Source organism: Blastococcus sp. TF02A-30 (assembly GCF_003319185.1).
GTDB lineage: Bacteria > Actinomycetota > Actinomycetes > Mycobacteriales > Geodermatophilaceae > Blastococcus.
Map to the genome: position 1 here is coordinate 44,689 of NZ_QOHJ01000005.1, position 18,437 is coordinate 63,125.

22 protein-coding genes are annotated in these 18,437 nt (G+C 74.2%); 4 read left to right on the top strand and 18 right to left on the bottom strand.

What is annotated here, in order from left to right; translation table 11 throughout:
• The first annotated feature begins 33 nt into the window (after window positions 1-33).
• Window positions 34-273, top strand: coding sequence for a hypothetical protein (locus DQ241_RS20595; protein ID WP_158545923.1), 240 nt, complete (start codon window positions 34-36; stop codon window positions 271-273).
• Window positions 270-1,244, top strand: coding sequence for an SDR family oxidoreductase (locus tag DQ241_RS20395; RefSeq protein WP_158545924.1), 975 nt, complete (start codon window positions 270-272; stop codon window positions 1,242-1,244). The genes DQ241_RS20595 and DQ241_RS20395 overlap by 4 nt, the downstream gene beginning before the upstream one ends.
• On the opposite strand, the gene DQ241_RS12060 is transcribed toward DQ241_RS20395, so the two are convergent.
• From DQ241_RS12060 to ffh, 14 genes are all read right to left on the bottom strand, one after another.
• Window positions 1,237-1,557 (bottom strand): DUF2469 domain-containing protein, encoded by a 321-nt coding sequence (locus tag DQ241_RS12060; RefSeq protein ID WP_113830466.1) that lies wholly within the window; start codon window positions 1,555-1,557, stop codon window positions 1,237-1,239. The genes DQ241_RS20395 and DQ241_RS12060 overlap by 8 nt on opposite strands.
• Window positions 1,554-2,345: a ribonuclease HII gene (locus DQ241_RS12065; RefSeq protein ID WP_113830467.1), complete on the bottom strand. Its 792-nt coding sequence runs from the start codon at window positions 2,343-2,345 to the stop codon at window positions 1,554-1,556. Before DQ241_RS12065 ends, DQ241_RS12060 begins: the two co-directional genes overlap by 4 nt.
• 129 nt (window positions 2,346-2,474) lie before the next feature.
• Entirely contained in the window at window positions 2,475-3,191 is a 717-nt protein-coding gene (locus DQ241_RS12070) for a response regulator transcription factor (RefSeq protein WP_199584462.1), read from the bottom strand.
• A gap of 149 nt (window positions 3,192-3,340) precedes the next feature.
• Window positions 3,341-4,267, bottom strand: a complete 927-nt coding sequence (gene lepB, locus DQ241_RS12075; RefSeq protein ID WP_113830469.1) for a signal peptidase I — start codon at window positions 4,265-4,267, stop codon at window positions 3,341-3,343.
• Window positions 4,268-4,342: 75 nt separating this feature from the next.
• Window positions 4,343-4,699 (bottom strand): 50S ribosomal protein L19, encoded by a 357-nt coding sequence (gene rplS / locus DQ241_RS12080; RefSeq protein ID WP_113830470.1) that lies wholly within the window; start codon window positions 4,697-4,699, stop codon window positions 4,343-4,345.
• A gap of 150 nt (window positions 4,700-4,849) precedes the next feature.
• Window positions 4,850-5,362 carry an NUDIX hydrolase gene (locus tag DQ241_RS12085; RefSeq protein ID WP_199584465.1) on the bottom strand — a complete coding sequence of 171 codons (513 nt, stop codon included), beginning with the start codon at window positions 5,360-5,362 and terminating at the stop codon, window positions 4,850-4,852.
• Window positions 5,359-6,102: a tRNA (guanosine(37)-N1)-methyltransferase TrmD gene (trmD, locus tag DQ241_RS12090; RefSeq protein ID WP_113830471.1), complete on the bottom strand. Its 744-nt coding sequence runs from the start codon at window positions 6,100-6,102 to the stop codon at window positions 5,359-5,361. The genes DQ241_RS12085 and trmD overlap by 4 nt, the downstream gene beginning before the upstream one ends.
• On the bottom strand, window positions 6,099-6,644 hold the full coding sequence (gene rimM, locus DQ241_RS12095; protein ID WP_199584467.1) for a ribosome maturation factor RimM: 546 nt from the start codon (window positions 6,642-6,644) through the stop codon (window positions 6,099-6,101). Before rimM ends, trmD begins: the two co-directional genes overlap by 4 nt.
• An 11-nt stretch (window positions 6,645-6,655) precedes the next feature.
• Window positions 6,656-6,892: an RNA-binding protein gene (locus tag DQ241_RS12100; RefSeq protein WP_029339070.1), complete on the bottom strand. Its 237-nt coding sequence runs from the start codon at window positions 6,890-6,892 to the stop codon at window positions 6,656-6,658.
• Window positions 6,893-6,895: 3 nt separating this feature from the next.
• Window positions 6,896-7,372 carry a 30S ribosomal protein S16 gene (gene rpsP, locus DQ241_RS12105; RefSeq protein ID WP_113830472.1) on the bottom strand — a complete coding sequence of 159 codons (477 nt, stop codon included), beginning with the start codon at window positions 7,370-7,372 and terminating at the stop codon, window positions 6,896-6,898.
• 156 nt (window positions 7,373-7,528) lie between these two features.
• Entirely contained in the window at window positions 7,529-9,277 is a 1,749-nt protein-coding gene (locus DQ241_RS12110; protein WP_113830473.1) for a proline--tRNA ligase, read from the bottom strand.
• 48 nt (window positions 9,278-9,325) lie between these two features.
• Window positions 9,326-9,496, bottom strand: a complete 171-nt coding sequence (locus DQ241_RS20870) for a hypothetical protein (protein ID WP_199584469.1) — start codon at window positions 9,494-9,496, stop codon at window positions 9,326-9,328.
• Between the two features lie 19 nt (window positions 9,497-9,515).
• Complete coding sequence (locus DQ241_RS12115; protein ID WP_233492390.1) at window positions 9,516-10,607, bottom strand: amidohydrolase family protein; 1,092 nt, start codon at window positions 10,605-10,607, stop codon at window positions 9,516-9,518.
• Window positions 10,604-12,169 carry a signal recognition particle protein gene (gene ffh, locus DQ241_RS12120; protein WP_113830474.1) on the bottom strand — a complete coding sequence of 522 codons (1,566 nt, stop codon included), beginning with the start codon at window positions 12,167-12,169 and terminating at the stop codon, window positions 10,604-10,606. The genes DQ241_RS12115 and ffh overlap by 4 nt, the downstream gene beginning before the upstream one ends.
• Before the next feature lie 288 nt (window positions 12,170-12,457).
• Between ffh and DQ241_RS12125 the strand changes: the two genes are divergently transcribed.
• Both DQ241_RS12125 and DQ241_RS12130 read left to right on the top strand, forming a co-directional pair.
• Complete coding sequence (locus DQ241_RS12125) at window positions 12,458-12,901, top strand: hypothetical protein (protein WP_113830475.1); 444 nt, start codon at window positions 12,458-12,460, stop codon at window positions 12,899-12,901.
• Complete coding sequence (locus tag DQ241_RS12130; RefSeq protein ID WP_113830476.1) at window positions 12,898-13,947, top strand: hypothetical protein; 1,050 nt, start codon at window positions 12,898-12,900, stop codon at window positions 13,945-13,947. Before DQ241_RS12125 ends, DQ241_RS12130 begins: the two co-directional genes overlap by 4 nt.
• 7 nt (window positions 13,948-13,954) lie before the next feature.
• Here the strand turns inward: DQ241_RS12130 and DQ241_RS12135 are convergent, their stop codons facing one another.
• From DQ241_RS12135 to DQ241_RS12150, 4 genes are all read right to left on the bottom strand, one after another.
• Window positions 13,955-14,143, bottom strand: coding sequence for a hypothetical protein (locus DQ241_RS12135; RefSeq protein WP_113830477.1), 189 nt, complete (start codon window positions 14,141-14,143; stop codon window positions 13,955-13,957).
• Between the two features lie 80 nt (window positions 14,144-14,223).
• Window positions 14,224-16,587 carry a [protein-PII] uridylyltransferase gene (locus tag DQ241_RS12140; RefSeq protein WP_113830478.1) on the bottom strand — a complete coding sequence of 788 codons (2,364 nt, stop codon included), beginning with the start codon at window positions 16,585-16,587 and terminating at the stop codon, window positions 14,224-14,226.
• A gap of 100 nt (window positions 16,588-16,687) precedes the next feature.
• Window positions 16,688-17,026, bottom strand: coding sequence for a P-II family nitrogen regulator (locus DQ241_RS12145; protein WP_113830479.1), 339 nt, complete (start codon window positions 17,024-17,026; stop codon window positions 16,688-16,690).
• Complete coding sequence (locus DQ241_RS12150) at window positions 17,023-18,354, bottom strand: ammonium transporter (RefSeq protein ID WP_113830480.1); 1,332 nt, start codon at window positions 18,352-18,354, stop codon at window positions 17,023-17,025. Before DQ241_RS12150 ends, DQ241_RS12145 begins: the two co-directional genes overlap by 4 nt.
• Between the last annotated feature and the right edge of the window lie 83 nt (window positions 18,355-18,437).

Consider the following 18,437-nt stretch of genomic DNA (forward strand, 5'->3'; position numbering starts at 1 on the left):
ACCGCCGTCCCGGTGCGTGGTTACCGTCCCGGCATGTACGTCGAGACCGTGGTGCAGATCAACGAGCGCGACACCTACCAGGCCACCGTGCGCACGCGGACCACCACCGCGGCCGGGCGCCCGGGCATCGACGCGCTGGTGCGCTTCTCCCCCGCCGGCTGGCTCACCATCAAGCCGCTGGCCGGCGGGCGGGTCACCGTCGTCTCCGCGTCCGAGGTGCTCGACGTGTCGAACATCGAGCGGGTCCAGGCCTACGACGACGAGCGCCGGTGATCCTCGTCGTCGGCGCCACCGGGCAGCTCGGCAGCCAGGTCGTGCGCCGATTGCGCGCGGAGGGCACCCCGGTGCGCGCGCTGGTCCGCGACCGCGCCGCCGCGTCGGACCTCGCGGCCACCGGCGCCGAGCTGGTCGTCGCCGACCTGCGGGAACCGGGCAGCCTGGACGCCGCCCTGACCGGCGCCACCGCCGTCGTCGCGACCGCCAACGCCATCGCGCCCACCACCCGCGGTGACACCGCCGACGCGGTCGACGCCGGCTACGCCGAGCTGGTCGCCCGCGCGGAGCGGGCCGGCGTGAGCAGGTTCGTGCTCGCCGCCGTCCCGGAGACGCCGCTGGACGCGCGGGTGCCGGTCGCCCGCTCCAAGCGGCGCACCGAGGAGCGCCTGGCCGGATCGGGGATGTCCTGGCTGTCGCTGCGGATGCCGCCGTTCACCGAGGTCTGGCTGGCGCTGGTGGGCAGCGAGCTGCCGCTGCGGGGCGAGCAGCGGGCCACGCTGCACCGGCCCTACGCCGCCCTGCGCCGGTTCCGCCGGCTCACCGGCCGCACGATCGACCGGTTCGGCGTCATGGTGGTGCCCGGGCCGGCGTCGGCCCGCCAGGCGTTCCTGTCCGTGCACGACGCCGCCGCCGGGCTGGCCGCGGCCGTGCGGCCGGAGGCCGGCGCCGGCCCGCTCGACCTCGGCGGCCCGGAGGCCCTGTCCTGGACCGAGGTCGCCGAGATCTACGCGCGGGTGCTGGACCGCCGGGTGCGGGTCGTCAGCCAGCCGGCCGCCGTCTACGCCGCGGTCTCGCGGCTGGCCGCGCCCGTCGCGCCGTCCCTGGCCGGTGTGCTGGCGCTGAACCGGCTGATCGCCTCGTCGGAGACCGCCTGGGACACCGCGGACGCCGCCCGGCGGCTCGGCCTCGGGCCGCTGCGGACCGTCGAGCAGGTGCTGCGGGAGAAGGCCGCGCTGCCGGTCAGGTGATCCGCGGGCCGTCGGGCAGCTCGAGGTCGGGCTTGTCCAGCTCCTCGACGTTGACGTCCTTGAACGTCAGCACCCGCACGTTCCGCACGAAGCGGGCCGGGCGGTACATGTCCCACACCCAGGCGTCGGAGAGCTTCAGCTCGAAGAACACCTCGCCGCCGGCCTCGCGGACCTGCAGGTCGACGGAGTTGGCCAGGTAGAACCGCCGCTCGGTCTCCACCACGTAGGTGAACTGGCGGACGATGTCCTTGTACTCGCGATAGAGCTGCAGCTCCATCTCGGTCTCGTACTTCTCGAGATCCTCGGTGCTCATCGGTCCTCGGTGCTCGTCTCGGGCTCGCGGGACTCAGGGCGCATGGCCCCATCATCGACCATGGCCGGTCCGCCGGTCAGCTGGAGGACCCGCCCGGCGTGCAGGTCGCGGGCCCGGGCCACGTTCACGAACCGCATCCGGTGCGCCGGGCAGGGCCCGTGCCGCTCCAGCGCCGCGGTGTGGACGTCGGTGATGTAGCCCTTGTGCCCGGCGAAGTCGTACTCGGGCCACTGCTCGTGCAGCCGCGCCATGATCCGGTCGCGGGACACCTTGGCCAGCACCGAGGCCGCCGCGACGCAGGCCGCGACCCGGTCGCCCTTCCACACGGCCAGGCCCGGCCGGCCCAGGCCGGGCACCGGGAAGCCGTCGGTGAGCACGTAGTCCGGGGCCGGGTCGAGGGTGTGCACCGCGCGGCGCAGCGCCTCGAGGTTCGTGACGTGCATCCCGCGGGCGTCGAGGTCCTCCACCGGGATCTCCACCACCGACCAGGCGACGGCGCGGTCGAGGATCTCGGCGTGGACGCGCTCGCGGGCCGCGGCGGTGAGCAGCTTGGAGTCGGCCAGCCCGGGCACCCGCCCGCGCTTGCCCGGTGGCAGCACGCACGCGGCGGCCACGAGCGGACCGGCGCAGGCCCCCCGGCCGGCCTCGTCGGCCCCGGCCACGGCGGAGAAACCGCGGCGGCGCAGCGAGCGCTCCATGTCCCAGAGGGCGTCGGGGCGCTCGTCGTCGGACGCGCGCGGCAGCCGGGTGGCCGGCGCGGCGGCGGTGTGGACGGGTCGGGCGGGCATCGCCGTCCGAATCTACGTCGGCCCTCCGACGGCGCGGCGGTGACACCCGCGACAGCGCTCCGGGCCGGTCCCTCGAGGGGGCCGGCCCGGAGCGCGGGAGGGAGTGCGGGGGCGGGGTGCCCCGCAGGCTCAGATCTCGGCGGGCAGTTCCGCCTGGGCAGCCGGGTGGGCACCGCAGGTGCACACCGGGCTGCGCGAGGAGAGCACGAGGGAGACCGCGTGCGCCCGGTCGCGGGCACCGAGCTTGCGCAGGATGGCCTTGACGTGGCTCTTGACGGTGTCCTCGCTGATGAACAGGTTGCGGCCGATCTGCCGGTTGGACTGGCCCTGCAGCAGCTCGTCCAGGACGTCCTGCTCGCGGCGGGTCAGGGGCACCTCGGGGGTGAACGGCTTGGCGGCCGGCACGGCGGAGGGCTCCACCCGGCGGATCTGCGGGTCGACCACGGTGCGCCCGGCGCGGGCGGCCAGGATCGCCCAGCCGAGCAGGGTCGGCGAGGTGTTGATCATCAGGTAGCCGCGGATGCCGGCGGCGAGCGCCTCGTTGACCACGGCCGGGTCCTCGGAGGTCGCCAGGGCGACGATGGCCACGCGGGGGAACCGGCGGCGCAGGTCGCGGCAGGCGTTCAGGGTCGCGGCGCGACCCGAGCCCAGCTCGACGACGACGGCGTCGGGACGGGCGGACTCGACCAGCGTGAGCGCGCGACGCAGCTCGCCGGGCGTGCCCACCGACTGCATGCCGGCGGTCTCGTTGATCATGCTCACCAGGCCACGACGCAGGACGGGCGCGTCGGCGAGGAGGAGCACGCGGGTGACCCCGCGGGCGGTGCTCGCCATAGGTGCAGACACAACTGACTCCGTTTCGACTCCGATTGCTTGCACAGCATCCATCGGAAGGGTGAAACGGTTGCTTGAACACTTTCCCGACATTTTTTCGATTGGTACCGGCACCACTCCGCAAATGCGCGGTCAGTCACACCTGAACCACTCGAATGGTGTCAGCGCTGACGCCTCCGGCGCCGGCGGCGCCACGCGACGATCGGGACCGCGCCGATCAGCCCGACCGCGGAGGAGGCGACGACGTCCGGCCGCACCCCCGTCGCACCTGCGGGGACGCCCGCGGCGGCCTGCGCCTCCTGGATGTCGGGGTCGTCGATGAAGCCCATCCGGCTCACCGGCCAGACGATGACCGACGCCTTGCCGATGACGTCGTCGACACCCACCGTGCCCGCGTACCGGTCGGCGACGTGCGCCTTGGAATCGGCCGAGGCCGACCGGTGGTCCCCCATCACCCAGAGCCGGCCCTCCGGAACCGTGACCGGCCCGAAGGCGCGCTGCTCGATCGGGGTGTCCTCGAAGATGTAGGGCTCGTCCAGCGGCTCGCCGTCGACGGTGACCCGGCCCTCGACGTCGCAGCACTGCACCGTCTGGCCCTCGGTGGCGATGACCCGCTTGACGAAGTCGTCCTCGCTGGGCGGTGCGACGCCGACCGTGCGCCCCAGCCAGAGCAGCGAGCCGGTGAACCAGTTCGTCGGCTCGGCGACCGACACCTCCGGCGTCCAGGTGTCCGGGCCCTTGAAGACGACGACGTCGCCGGGCTCGGGCTCGCCGAACCAGTAGGGCACCTTGTTCACGAGCACGCGGTCGCCGGTGCACCCCGGGCAGCCGTGCAGCGTCTGCTCCATCGACCCGGACGGGATGAAGAAGGCCTGGACGAAGAAGGTCTTGACGACCAGCGCCAGCAGGAACGCGATCACCAGCAGGACGGGGAGCTCGCGCAGCAGGGAGCTCTTCTTCTGCTCGCCCTCGCCGCGACCGCGGCCGGACCGTCGACCGGAGGGCTTCTCTGCGGCTTGCGTGCCCGAGCCCTCTGGCTCGTCCCCGGGAACGACGTCGGCGGGCCCCCCGGGCCGGTCGCTGCTCATCGAGAGCCAGCGTACGGCGCGGGGGGCCCGCCGGAAGCGTGCAGGGCGACGGCGTCGCCCCGTGTCAGCGCGAGGTCAGCGCGAGACGGTCTCGCGCTTCTCCTTGATCTTGGCGGCCTTGCCGCGCAGCTCGCGGAGGTAGTACAGCTTGGCCCGGCGGACGTCACCGCGGGTCAGCACCTCGATCTTCTCGACGACCGGGGTGTGCACCGGGAAGGTGCGCTCCACGCCGACGCCGAAGCTGACCTTGCGGACCGTGAAGGTCTCGCGGATGCCACCGCCCTGGCGGCGGATGACGACGCCCTGGAAGACCTGGATGCGGGAGCGGTTGCCCTCGACCACGCGGACGTGCACCTTGACGGTGTCACCCGGGCGGAACGTCGGGATGTCGTCGCGCAACGAGTCGGCGTCGAGTGCGTCCAGGGTGTTCATCTCGGCAGTCCTCAGTTCTGGCAGTAGCTCGTCTACGGGCGCGGACAGCGGAACGCCCCGGCTGTCCGTTCCGGGGAGCTGCGGCTCCGGGATCGGAGCTGTGCGTCGACGTGGCCGACGGGCGCAGCAGCTCTCTACTGTGCCACATCTTCAGCCGACGATGCGCGGCGGCCCCGTCCACGGGCCTTCGCGCAGCTCCGTCAGCAGCTCGGCGAGCCCCGCGGGCGCGAACGTCTCCGGGCTCGCCGCGATCTCCGCCGCGCTCCACCACCGGTGCGGTTCGTCGGCCAGCAGCTCCAGCTCGGTGCGCGCGCCGGGGACGACGGCGTGGACGACGTCGCGCAGCACGAAGTACGTCTCCCGGTTGTCGTACTCGACGCCGGCGAAGGGACCGACGAAGCGGCGCAGCCACACCGGGCCCTCGAGCGCGGCCGGGTCGGCGTCCAGGCCGATCTCCTCGGCCAGCTCGCGGACGGCGGCCGCGCGCAGCGGCTCGCCGTCCTCCACTCCCCCGCCGGGCGTGTACCAGAACAGCACGTCGCCCGGGGGCACCGCCGGATCGGTGAGCCGGGCACCGAGCAGCAGCACGCGCCCGGCCGGGTCCAGGACGACGACGCGCGCCGACGGCCGGACCAGCGCCCTCGCCCGCCCGCCCCGGGTCACGAGCTCTCCAGGACCGCCCGGTCGGCCGGCCCGAGCGCGTCCTCGGGCAGCGCGGACAGCAGGTCGGGACGGCGCTGCGCGGTGCGCCGCAGCGACTGCTCGCGCCGCCACCGGGCGATCGCGGCGTGGTCGCCGGACAGCAGCACGGGTGGCACCTCGTGCCCGCGCCAGTCGGCCGGCCGGGTGTAGGAGGGACCCTCGAGCAGGCCGTCGGCGTGCGAGTCGAACTCCACCGACTCGCGGTTGCCGACGACGCCGGGGATCAGGCGGGTGACCGCCTCGACCATGACCAGCACGGCGGACTCCCCGCCGGCCAGCACGTAGTCGCCGATGGAGACCTCGGACACCGGACCGGCGTCGGCGGCCCAGTCGGCGACCCGCTGGTCGATGCCTTCGTAGCGGCCGCAGGCGAAGACGAGCCCCGGCTCGGCGGCCCACTCGGCGGCCATCCGCTGGGTGAACGGGCGACCGGCCGGCGTGGGCACGACCAGCCGGGTGCCGGGCGGCCGGACCGCCTCCAGGGCGCGGCCCCACGGCTCGGGCTTCATGACCATGCCGGGACCGCCGCCGTACGGGGCGTCGTCGACGGTGCGGTGCACGTCGTCGGTCCACTGCCGCAGGTCGTGCACCGCGATGCTGACCAGCCCGCGCTCGGCGGCCTTGCCCAGCAGCGACTGGCCGAGCGGCGCCAGGTACTCGGGGAAGATCGTGACGACCTGGATGTCGTAGGCCGCGGTCACAGCTCCAGCAGCCCCTCGGGCGGGTCGAGGACCAGGAAGCCGCCGGCGACGTCGACGGTCGGGACGATCGCCGCGACGAACGGCACGAGGGCGTCGGCGGCCCCCGGACGGCGGACGACCAGCAGGTCCTGCGCCTCGTGGCGCACGGCGGTCACCTCGCCGACCACCGAGCCGTCGGTCAGCCGCGCGGAGAGGCCGACCAGCTGGTGGTCGTAGAAGGAGTCCGGCTCGTCGAGCTCGGGGAGGTCGGCGACCGGCACGAGGAGCAGGGTGTTGCGCAGGGTGTCGACGTCCTCGCGGGTGGCGTAGACGTCCCCGGAGGGCGCGGCCAGCTGCAGCAGCAGCGTGCCGCTGTGCCAGCGCCGGTCGACGACGGTGAGCGGCCCGCGCTCGGGCGGATCGGTGCGCAGGACCTGGCCGGGGGCGAACCGCAGCTCGGGGTCGTCGGTGCGCACCTCGACGGTGGTCAGACCACGGACACCGTGGGGTCGGCCGATGCGGCCGACCACCACGGTGTCGGTGTCGTTCGAGGGCTCCGGCAAGGGAGGCGTGCTCAGCGCCCGTCGGTGTCGACGACGTCGACCCGCAGGCCACGCCCCCCGACACCGGTCATCACCTGGCGCAGCGCCTTGGCGGTGCGCCCCCCGCGGCCGATGACCTTCCCGAGGTCGTCCGGGTGCACCCGGATCTCGAGGGTCTTGCCGCGGCGGTTGGTGAGCAGGTCGACGGTCACGTCCTCCGGGTGGTCGACGATGCCCTTGACCAGGTGCTCGAGCGCTTCTTCGAGCACGTCTTACTCGGCGGGCGTCTCGGCGGCGGCGTCCGCGGCGGGGGCCTCGGGCGCAGCGTCGGCAGCCGGTGCCTCGTCGGCGGCGGCCTTCTTCGGAGCGGCCTTCTTCTTGGCGGTGGTCGCCTCGGTGGTCGGCTCGTCCATGCCGGCGCGGACGGCGGCCTCGTAGAGGGCCTTCTTGTCCGGCTTCGGCTCGGCGACCTTCATCGGGGCCGGAGCCGGCTCGCCCTTGAACTTCTGCCAGTCACCGGTGACCCGGAGGATGGCGGCGACGGCCTCGGTCGGCTGGGCGCCGACGGACAGCCAGTACTGGGCGCGCTCGCTGTCGACCTCGATGAAGGAGGGCTCCTCCTTCGGGTGGTACTTGCCGATCGTCTCGATCGAACGGCCGTCCCGCTTGGTGCGGGCGTCGGCGACGACGATGCGGTAGTACGGCGCGCGCATCTTGCCCAGGCGCATGAGCTTGATCTTGGTGGCCACGGTGTGTGGTGTTCTCCTCGAACGCTGTGTGGTTGCTCGCCGGCCGGACGCGTGGGGGTACGCCGGGGCGGAGCGATGGACACGCGCGGGCCCGGTGAGAGGGCCGCACCCGACGTGTTCGACCCGCCATTGTGCCAGATGGCGGCGGGCCGCTTCCTACCCCCGCACGGCGGCGAGCACGCGAGCGCCGGCCTCGGCGACCGGCACCTCCTCGCGCTCGCCGGTCTTCCGGTCGCGGACCTCGATGACGCCCTCGGCCAGGCCGCGGCCGACCGTGACGATGGTCGGCATCCCCAGCAGCTCGGCGTCCTTGAACTTCACGCCGGGGCTGACCTTGGGCCGGTCGTCGAAGAGCACGGTGAGCCCGGCGGCCACCAGCTCGCCGGCCAGCGCCTCGGCGGCCTCGAAGACGGCGGCGTCCTTGCCGGTGGCGACGAGGTGCACGTCCGCCGGCGCGACCGACCGCGGCCACACCAGGCCGAGCTCGTCGTGGGTGGACTCGGCGATCGCGGCGACGGCGCGCGAGACGCCGATGCCGTAGGAGCCCATCGTGACCGTGACGAGCTTGCCGTTCTCGTCGAGCACCTTCAGGTCCAGCGCCTCGGCGTACTTGCGGCCGAGCTGGAAGATGTGGCCCATCTCCACGCCGCGGGCCAGCTCCAGCGGACCCGAACCGTCCGGCGCGGGGTCGCCCTCGAGCACCTCGGCGGCCTCGATGACGCCGTCCCAGGTGAAGTCGCGGCCGGCGACCAGGCCGAAGACGTGCTTGCCGGGCTCGTTGGCGCCGGTGATCCAGCGGGTGCCCGCGACCACCCGCGGGTCGACCAGGTAGCGGATGCCCGACCCGCTGTCGGCGCCCAGCACCTGCGGGCCGATGTAGCCCTTCACCAGAGCGGGGTGCTCGTCGAACTCGGTGAACGGCTCGACCTCGGCCGGGGAGAGCTGGGCCTCCAGCCGCTTGGCGTCGACCTCGCGGTCGCCGGGGAGGCCGATGACCAGCGGTTCGCGGGTGCCGTCGGGGTGGACCAGGGTGACGACGACGTTCTTGAGCGTCGAGGCGGCGGTGTAGCCGGCGTCGGGGAACAGCTGCTGCGCGACGGCGACCAGCGACTCGATGGTCGGGGTGTCGGGGGTGTCCTCGACGTGCGCGGCCGGCTGGCCCTCGACCGGGATCTCGTCGGGGACGACGGTGGTGACCGCCTCGACGTTGGCCGCGTAGCCCCCGGGCGACCGGACGAAGGTGTCCTCGCCGATCGGCGTCGGGTGCAGGAACTCCTCGCTCTTCGAGCCGCCCATGGCGCCGGACATCGCCGAGACGATCACGTAGTCCAGGCCCAGCCGGTCGAAGATCCTGATGTAGGCGGCGCGGTGCGCGGCGTAGCTCCGGTCCAGGCCGGCGTCGTCGACGTCGAAGGAGTAGCTGTCCTTCATCGTGAACTCGCGGCCGCGGAACAGCCCGGCCCGGGGTCGCGCCTCGTCCCGGTACTTGGTCTGGATCTGGTACAGCGAGACCGGCAGGTCCTTGTAGGAGCCGTAGAGGTCCTTCACCAGGAGCGTGAACATCTCCTCGTGCGTGGGACCGAGGAGGAAGTCGTTGCCGCGGCGGTCCTGCAGCCGGAACAGGTTGGGCCCGTACTCGGTCCACCGGTTGGTCGCCTCGTAGGGCTCGCGCGGCAGCAGCGCCGGGAAGTGCACCTCCTGCGCGCCCATCGCGTCCATCTCCTCGCGGACGATGCGCTCCACGTTGCGGAACACGCGGAAGCCCAGCGGCAGCCAGGTGAACCCGCCGGGTGCGGCCCGGCGGATGTACCCACCGCGCGCGAGCAGGCGGTGGCTGGGGACCTCGGCGTCGGCCGGGTCGTCGCGGAGGGTGCGCAGGAACAGCGTCGACATGCGAAGGAGCACGGGAGGAGTCTCCCAGGCTGGACGAGCGGTTCCTCCCGCGCCCCGGTGTCAGGCCGGTTCGGGCACGCCGCCCGGATCGCCGCCCGGGTCGTCGGGCGTCGGCTCGATCGGCGGGGGCGGCAGCGTGTCCGGGGTGTCGGGCAGCAGCTCACCGGGATCGTCGGGGACCGGCTGGTCGGGGTCGATGAGCGGGTCCGGTTCTGGGATCGGCGCGACCATGACCCGAGTCAACCAGTGATCAGCCGACGACGCGGCCGCGCAGGACCGTCCGCTGCGGCGACTGCAACGTCACGAGATCGGCGCGCGGGTCGCGCTCGTAGACGACGACGTCGGCGGGCGCACCTTCCTCGATGCCGCGCAGCCCCAGCCACTCGCGCGCCGCCCACGAGCCCGCGGCCAGCGCCGCCTCGGCGGGGATGCCGGCCTCGCACAGCGCCCGGATCTCGTCGGCGATGACGCCGTGCTCGATGCCACCGCCGGCGTCGGTCCCGGCGAAGACCGGCACGCCGGCCTCGAAGGCCGCCCGCACGACCGCTCCGGAGTTCGCGTGCAGCCGGCGCATCGTGCTGGCGTACGAGGGGAACTTCGCCTCGCCCTGCGCGGCGAACCCCGGGAAGTTCTCGACGTTGACCAGCGTCGGGACGACGGCCGTGCCCCGGCGGGCCATCTCGGCGATGAGGTCCTCGGTCAGCCCGGTGCCGTGCTCGATGCAGTCGATGCCCGCCTCGATCAGCGCCGGCAGCGCGTCGGTGCCGAAGGTGTGCGCGGTGACGCGGGCGCCCTCCTCGTGCGCGGCGGCGATGGCCGCGGCGACGACGTCGGCGGGCCACTCGGGCGCGAGGTCGCCGACCCCGCGGTCGATCCAGTCCCCCACGAGCTTGACCCAGCCGTCGCCGCGGCGGGCCTGCACCCGCGTCTGCTCGACCAGCTCCTCGGGCTCGATCTCGACGCCCAGCCCGGGGATGTACCGGCGGGTGCGGGCGATGTGCCGCCCGGCGCGGATGATCGTCGGCAGGTCGGGGTCGTCGTCGAGGGCCCGGGTGTCCACCGGCGAGCCGCAGTCGCGCAGCGCGAGGACGCCCGCCGCGCGCTCGGTCAGCGCCTGGGCGCGGGCGTCGGCGAGGTCCTCGGCGTGCCCGCCGCCGCGCAGCAGGCCGACGTGGCAGTGCGCGTCCACCAGCCCGGGCAGCAGCCAGCCACCCCGGCTGACCGTCTCCGCACCGGGCACCGGCTCGAAGGTGAACCGGCCGTCGCGCACCCAGACGTCGCGGTGCTCCCCCTCGGGGAGCACGACGCCGGACAGGTGCAGCGACGGCAGCGGCTCGGTCACCGGCCCTGCTGGTCCTTGAACTGGTCGAAGTTCAGCTTGCTGAGGTCGGGCAGCCCCTGACCCGGCGGCAGGCTCGGCATGCCACCCGGGAGACCGCCGAACGGGTTGCCGGCGCCCGGGGGCAGCGCGGGGGCGCCCATCGGGCGGCGGGCCGGTCCACCCTTGCCCTTCCCCTTGCCCTTCTTGCCCTTCTTGGACTGCGCCTGCATCTGCCGGCCGCGGGCCTTCTTCGACATGGGCCCCATGCCGGGCAGGCCCATGCTGCCGGCCATCTGGCCCATCATCTTCTGGGCCTGGGCGAAGCGCTCCAGCAGGTTGTTCACCTCGGTGACGCTCACGCCCGAGCCGTTGGCGATGCGCACCCGCCGCGAGGCGTTGATGATCTTGGAGTTGACCCGCTCCTGGGGGGTCATCGAGCGGATGATCGCCGCGGTCCGGTCCAGGTCGCGGTCGTCGATCTGCTTGAGCTGCTCCTTCATCTGCCCGGCGCCGGGCAGCATGCCCAGCAGGTTGGCGATCGGGCCCATCTTGCGGATCGCCGTCATCTGCTCGAGGAAGTCCTCGAGCGTGAAGCCCTCGCGCGAGGCGAGCTTGCCGGCCATCCGCTCGGCCTGCTCGGCGTCGAAGGTCCGCTCGGCCTGCTCGATGAGGGTGAGCACGTCGCCCATGCCGAGGATGCGCGAGGCCATGCGCTCGGGGTGGAAGACGTCGAAGTCGGTGAGCTTCTCGCCGGTGGAGGCGAACATGATCGGCTGGCCGGTCACGTACCGCACCGAGAGGGCCGCACCACCGCGGGCGTCGCCGTCGAGCTTGGTGAGGACGACGCCGGAGAAGCCGACGCCCTCCTGGAAGGCCTGCGCGGTCGTGACCGCGTCCTGGCCGATCATGGCGTCGACGACGAACAGCGTCTCGTCGGGCCGCACGGCGTCGCGGATGTCGGTGGCCTGCTGCATCAGCTCCGCGTCGATGCCCAGCCGGCCGGCGGTGTCGACGACGACGACGTCGTGCAAGGTGCGCCGCGCGTGCTCGATGGAGTCGCGGGCCACCTGCACCGGATCGCCGATGCCGTTGCCCGGCTCGGGTGCGAAGACGTCGACCCCGGCCTGGCCGGCGACGATGGACAGCTGGTTGACCGCGTTCGGGCGCTGGAGGTCCGCGGCGACCAGCAGCGGCGCGTGCCCCTGCTCCTTGAGCCAGCGGCCGAGCTTCCCGGCCAGCGTGGTCTTACCGGCACCCTGCAGACCGGCCAGCATGATGACCGTCGGCGACTGCTTGGCCAGCCGGATGCGGCGCGTCTCGCCACCGAGGATCTGGATGAGCTCCTCGTTGACGATCTTGATGACCTGCTGCGCCGGGTTGAGCGCCTGGGAGACGTCGGCCCCGCGGGCGCGCTCCTTGACCGCGTCGATGAACGCGCGCACGACCGGCAGCGCGACGTCGGCCTCCAGCAGCGCGATGCGGATCTCGCGCGCGGTGGCGTCGATGTCGGCGTCGGTCAGCCGACCCTTGCCACGCAGGCCGGTGAAGACCTTGTCCAGGCGGTCGGAGAGGGTCTCGAACACAGCACGTCCTCAGCAGTCACGGGCGCAGCACGGGGCGCGCCACCTGACCCCAGGGTATCGAGGCCCCCGCGGGTCGGCCGTCGCGCGACGGTCCCGGCCGCGGCGCCGCGCGGACCGACGCCCGCCGGGGGATGACAGGTGAAGGCTGCTTCATCTATCGTGGGATCCGCGAGGGGAGTACCCGAACCGCATCCGCGACGCCGCACCCGTCAGTCCCGGCCCCCAGACCCGGGTCCGGCCGATCCCCCGGGATCGCGGGGAGACCTCGCCGCAGCACCGGAGACGCCCGTGACCCTCCAGGTGACCCACCCCCCGGCCGCTCCCCCGGCCGCCCCTCCACCCGCGGCCCGCCCCGCCCCGCCCCGGAGCGCGCGCCGCCTGCTCGCCGTCGTGACCGATGCGGGGACCGCGGCCGCGAGCGTCGACGCCGCCCTGGCGGAGGCGGACCGGGCCGGAGCCGCTGCGCTGCACGTGGCCGTGGTCCTCCCCCGGACGCCGTTCACCCTCGACGCCGGGCTGCTGGCCCGCCTGTCGGAGGAGGCGGACCGGGCGGTGGTGGAGCTCATGGGCCTGGTCTCCCGCCGCACCGCCGGCGCCGCGCACCGGACCACGCTGAGCGTCCACCTGGTCCGCGGGCTCCGGGGACGGCGGCGGGAGCGGGTCCTGGACCGGCTGGCGTCGCGCCTGGCCCGGCGGCTGGACGCGGTCCGGGTGGGCGGGCCGCTGCGGTGACCACCACCCTGGACCGGATCGGCTGGCCCTCCCCCGAGCAGGTGTTCGCCCTGCACTCGGTGCGCGACGAGCCCTGCATCTCGCTGCTGGCCGCCACCACCCCGGCGCCGGCCATGACCGACGAGGACGCGCGGCGGCTGCGCCGGCTTGCGCAGGACGCGGCAGCACGCCTGGCCGCTGCCGGCGTCCCGGACCGGGACGCGCTCGTCGCCGCCCTCGAGGACGTGGTCACCGGCGCCCGGCGGGGACCGACCGGAGCCGGGATCGCGCTGTACCTCAGCCGGCACGTCCGCGAGGTCGTCCGCCTGCCGGTGCCCGTCACCGAGCGGGTGGTGGTGGATCCGACGTTCGCCACGCGGGACCTGGTCCGCTCGCTGCACCGCACCCCGCGGCACGTCGTCCTGCTGCTGTCCGAGCGCCAGGCCCGGCTGCTCGAGGGCGTGGCCGACGACCTCCGCCCACCACCGCGCTCCGCGTTCCCGATCACGGCGGACGGGGCGCCGCTCGACGCCTTCCTCCGGCGCGTCGACGAAGCGCTCGGCGCCCACCTGCGGCTGCACCCCGCGCCACTGGTGCTGGTCGGCGCCGAGCGGGTCGTGGGACGGTTCCGCCGGTCGTCGCGGAACACCGGCCGGCTGGCGGGGACGGTGGCCGCCAACGTCACCCGGTTCCCCCTGGTCGACCTGGTGCAGCGGATCAGGGTGGTGCTCGACGCCTACCTCCTCGGCCGGCAGGACGAGGCGCTCCAGCACCTGGACCGGCGGCGGTCCCGGCAGGCGGTGGTCGACGGCATCGACGCCGCGTGGCTGGCCGCCCGGCGCGAGCGCCCGGAGATGCTGGCCGTGGAGGAGAGCTTCACCTACGCGGCGCGGCTGAGCGCCGACGGCGACTTCCTGGTCCCGGCCGACGACGTCGAGCACCCCGACGTCGTGGACGACGTGGTGGACGAGCTGATCGAGACGGTCATCCTCCGCGGCGGGTGGATCGCCTTCGTCGACGACGGCGCCCTGGCCGAGCACGGCCGCGTCGCGCTGAGCGTGCGGTGACCCGGGGTCAGGCGGCGTGCCGCAGGCCGTGCACCTCGGGAACTCCGACGACGCCGAGCACCAGGGCGGCCCCGCAGTCGGCGCAGGCCCACTCCGGGCACTCCCCGCCGTCCTCGGTGTGGCCGTCCACGCACGGCGGCTGCACGAACTCGCGCTCGTCGCCGCAGTCGGAGCAGTGCCACAGCTGGCTGTCCACGCGCCCGTCCTTCCCCCGGTGGGACCGTTCCGTCCCGCTCGCCCTCGACGGTCGCACGGTCCACCGACAGGCGGGCGGACCTACACCGGCGTGTCGGCCCCCACGGCGGCACCGGTCGCGGCCGCCAGGGCGGCGTCCACCCGCCGCCGCTGGTCGGGGTCCACCGGCGACCCCGACGGGTTGCAGACGTAGAAGCAGTCCACCGCGTCGCCGCCGAGGGTCTCGATCCGGGCCGAGGTCACGTCGAGCCCCTCCCCCGCGATCGCGGCGGTGAGCCGGTAGAGCAGCCCGGTGCGGTCGCCGGCGCGCACCTCGACGATGCCGGTCGCGTCCCCGCTGACCTCGCCGTTGTGCCAGGAGATCCGCGGCGGCACGGTGCGCCCGCTGTCCTGGCGGTAGTCCGCCTCGCGCTGCCGCAGCCGCTGGGCCAGCGGGAGGCTGCCCTCGAGCGCGGCCCGCACGCCGTCGGCCAGGATCTCCGGCACCGGTGCCCGGCCGAACCGCGGGCGGACGGCGAACACGCTGGTCGCGTACCCGTCCTCGACGGTGATCTTCGCCGCCCGGACGTCGAGCTGGTTGAGCGCCAGCACACCGGCGCAGGTGCTGAGCAGGCCCGGCCGGTCGGGTGCCCCGATCGTCACCTGCTGGCCGTCCGCGACGTCCTCGATGCCGACCGTGACCAGCCCCGCCGCGCCGGGGATGCCGGGGACGGGCGAGGTCACCTGCGGGGTGACCGGGTGGAGCACCGGCTCCGCCTCCCCGGCCGGCAGGCCGCCGAGCCGGCCGGCCACCCGTGCCACCAGTGCGGCGACCAGGTGCGCCTTCCACGGCGACCACGCCGAGGCGCTGGTCGCCGCTCCGTCGGCCTGCGCGAGGGCGTGCAGCAGGTGCAGCACCGCGGCGTCGGAGCCGATGGTCTCCGCGACGCGCTCGATGGTGGCCGGGTCGTCGATGTCGCGACGGGTGGCGGTGGCCGGCAGCAGCAGGTGGTGGCGCACCAGGGTGGCGATCGTGGCGACGTCGGCCGGCGCGAAGCCCATCCGGGTGGCGATGGTGGCCGCGATCGGCTCACCCACCTCGCTGTGGTCGCCCGGCCAGCCCTTGCCGATGTCGTGCAGCAGCGCGGAGACCAGCAGCAGGTCGGGCCGGTCGACGTCGCGGGTGAGCTCGGCCGCGGCGGCGGCGGCCTCCACCAGGTGCCGGTCGACGGTGAACCGGTGCCAGGGGTGGCGCTGCGGCAGCGAGCGGACGCGGTCCCACTCGGGCAGCAGCCGGGTGAGCAGGCCCTCCTGGTCCAGCTGCTCCAGCACGCCCACGGCCGACCGCCCGCTGGCCAGCAGCCGCAGGAAGGACCAGCGCACCTCGGCCGGCCAGGGCTCCGGCACCGGCTGGCCGTGCACGGCGAGCACCTTGAGCGTGTAGGGCGACAGCAGCAGGTCGGCGCGGGCGGCGGCCGCGGCCGCGCGCAGCAGCAGACCGGGGTCGGCCGCGGGCTTCGCCCCCTGGGCCAGCACGACCTCGTCGCCCTGGCGCACCACGCCCTCGGCCAGGGGCTCGCGACGCACGCGGCGGTAGCGCCCCCGGGGACGGCGGACCAGCGCGGCCTCCACCCGGCGCCACGTCTCGTCGGCCACGAAGGCCAGCCGCCGCCCGGCCAGGCTCACCTCGCGCAGCAGCGCGTCCTCGTCGGCCAGGCCCAGCGCCTCGGCGACCGGGCGCTGCTCCTGCCGGACCAGGACGTCGCCGGAGCGCCCGGTGCGCCGGCGCAGCTCGTCGCGGACGTCGAGGAGGAACGCGTAGGCCTGCTCCACCTCCTCGGAGGGCTCGTCGGCCAGCTGCGCGGCGGCCACCGCCCGGAGCACCTGCGCCTCGCGCAGCCCGCCGTAGGCCTCCTTGAGGTCCGGTTCGAGGAGGAAGGCCAGCTCGCCCAGCTGGCGGGCGCGCTCGCGGCGCAGGTCCCGCAGCGCCGGCAGCAGCTTCGCCGCCGTCTGCCGCCAGCTGCCGAGGGTCGCCGTCCGGAGCCGGGAGGCCAGCTCCGCGTCACCCGCGACGAGACGGGCGTCCAGCAGGCCGAGACCGGCCTTCACGTCCGCGCCGGCGACGGCGACGGCGTCGGCGACCGACCGGACCGAGTGGTCCAGCCGCAGGCCGGCGTCCCAGACGGGGTACCAGAGGGCGTCGGCGACCGCGGCGATCTCCGGCCGGCCGTCGTGCACGAGCACCAGGTCGAGGTCGCCGTGCGGCGGGAGCTCCCGGCGTCCCAGGCTGCCGACGGCGACCAGCGCGATCCCCTCGGTGCCGGTGCGCGGGGGCGGCCCCCCGCGGCGCGGACGCGGCGGCGGCGTGCCCGCCACCGCGTCGTCCAGCAGACCCGACAGCCACCCGTCGATCGCCCGCACGCGCTCGGCGCGGGTCAGGCCGGGCAGCGCCTCGGTGTCCAGCACGGTGGGCCCTCCGCAGGTCGTCGGTCGGGGATCTCCCCGGAAAGGGAGCCGGCCGGGGCGGTGGTCACCCACCACCCCGGCCGGCGTTCAGCCCGGAGGGCTACAGCGCGTCGTCGCCGCGCTCACCGGTGCGGACGCGCACGACCTCGTCGATCGTGGTCACCCACACCTTGCCGTCGCCGATCTGGCCGGTGGAGGCGGCCTCGACGACCGCGTCCACCACGCGGGCGGCGTCCAGCTCGCTGACCACCACCTCGATGCGGACCTTGGGCACGAAGTCCACCTGGTACTCCGCACCGCGGTAGACCTCGGTGTGACCGCGCTGGCGGCCGAAGCCCTGGACCTCGCTGACGGTCAGTCCCTGGACGCCGATCAGCTCGAGGGCGTTCTTGACGTCGTCCAGCTTGAACGGCTTGACGATGGCGGTGACGAGCTTCATGCTCCGACCCCTTCGGTGCTACGGGCCTCGGCGCGAGCCTGGCCGGCCAGTGGTGCAGTGGAACCGCTGCTGCCGAGCGAGGCGAAGTCGTAACCGGACTCCGCGTGCACGACCGTGTCGATGCCGGTGACCTCGTCCTCCTGCGTGATCCGGAAGCCGATCGTCTTCTGGATGACGATGCCGATGACCAGCGTAAGGACGAAGGAGTAGGCCAGGACGGCGACCGCCCCGACGACCTGCCGCCACAGCTGGTCGACGCTGCCCCCGAAGAAGAGGCTCTCGACACCGGCGGGGGCGTCGGGGTCGGCGAAGAAGCCGACGGCGATGGTGCCCCAGAGGCCGCCGACCAGGTGCACGCCGACGACGTCGAGCGAGTCGTCGTAGCCGAGCTTGTACTTGAGGCCGACGGCGAGGGCGCAGAGCGCACCGGCGACGAACCCGACGATGATCGAGCCGACCGGCGAGAGCGCCGAGCAGGCCGGGGTGATCGCGACCAGGCCGGCGACGACGCCGGACGCGGCGCCCAGCGAGGTGGAGTGGCCGTCGCGCAGCTTCTCGACCAGCAGCCAGCCCAGCGTCGCCGCGGCCGTGGCCACCAGGGTGTTGACCCAGGCCACCGCGGCGGTGTTGTTCGCGGCGAGGGCGGAGCCGGCGTTGAAGCCGAACCAGCCGAACCACAGCAGCCCGGCGCCGATCATGACCAGCGGCAGGTTGTGCGGGCGCATGGCCTCGCGGCCGAAGCCGCGCCGCTTGCCGAGCACGAGGGCGAGGGCGAGGCCGGCGGCACCGGCGTTGATGTGCACCGCGGTGCCACCGGCGAAGTCGATCGCCGCCAGGTTGTTGGCGATCCAGCCGCCGACGTGCTCGTCGAGGCTGAAGTCGAAGACCCAGTGCGCGACCGGGAAGTAGACGATCGTCGCCCAGACGCCGGCGAAGACCATCCACGAGCCGAACTTGGCGCGGTCGGCGATCGCGCCGGAGATCAGCGCCACGGTGATGATGGCGAAGACCGCCTGGAACCCGACGAAGGCCATGGTGGGCAGGCCGCCGGCCTCGCTGGTGGTGTCCTCCATCAGACCCTTGAGCCCGAAGTACTGGCTCGGGTCGCCGAGCAGACCCGCGCCGACGTCGTCGCCGAAGGCGATCGAGTAGCCGTAGAGGACCCAGAGCACGCTGATCAGCGCCAGCGCGCCGAAGCTCATCATCATCATGTTCAGCACGCTCTTCGCGCGGACCATGCCGCCGTAAAAGAGCGCGAGGCCAGGGGTCATCAGCAGCACGAGCGCCGCGCTGGTGAGGATCCAGGCGGTGTCGCCGGTGTTGACCACGGCAACCTCCTGAGTGGGTCGTCGGCACGGGGCCGGATCGGTGGACGCCGACGCGCTCGGGCCGAGCGGCGACGTGCAGTTCA

Bases quoted from the DNA above. Each gene is read 5' to 3' on its own strand.
- DQ241_RS12065 (WP_113830467.1), bottom strand. From the start codon at position 2,345: ATGCCCGCCCGACCCGTCCACACCGCCGCCGCGCCGGCCACCCGGCTG.
- DQ241_RS20870 (WP_199584469.1), bottom strand. From the start codon at position 9,496: ATGGTCGCGCCGATCCCAGAACCGGACCCGCTCATCGACCCCGACCAG.
- rplS (WP_113830470.1), bottom strand. From the start codon at position 4,699: ATGAACACCCTGGACGCACTCGACGCCGACTCGTTGCGCGACGACATC.
- lepB (WP_113830469.1), bottom strand. From the start codon at position 4,267: ATGAGCAGCGACCGGCCCGGGGGGCCCGCCGACGTCGTTCCCGGGGAC.
- DQ241_RS12145 (WP_113830479.1), bottom strand. From the start codon at position 17,026: ATGAAGCTCGTCACCGCCATCGTCAAGCCGTTCAAGCTGGACGACGTC.
- DQ241_RS20595 (WP_158545923.1), top strand. From the start codon at position 34: ATGTACGTCGAGACCGTGGTGCAGATCAACGAGCGCGACACCTACCAG.
- DQ241_RS12060 (WP_113830466.1), bottom strand. From the start codon at position 1,557: ATGAGCACCGAGGATCTCGAGAAGTACGAGACCGAGATGGAGCTGCAG.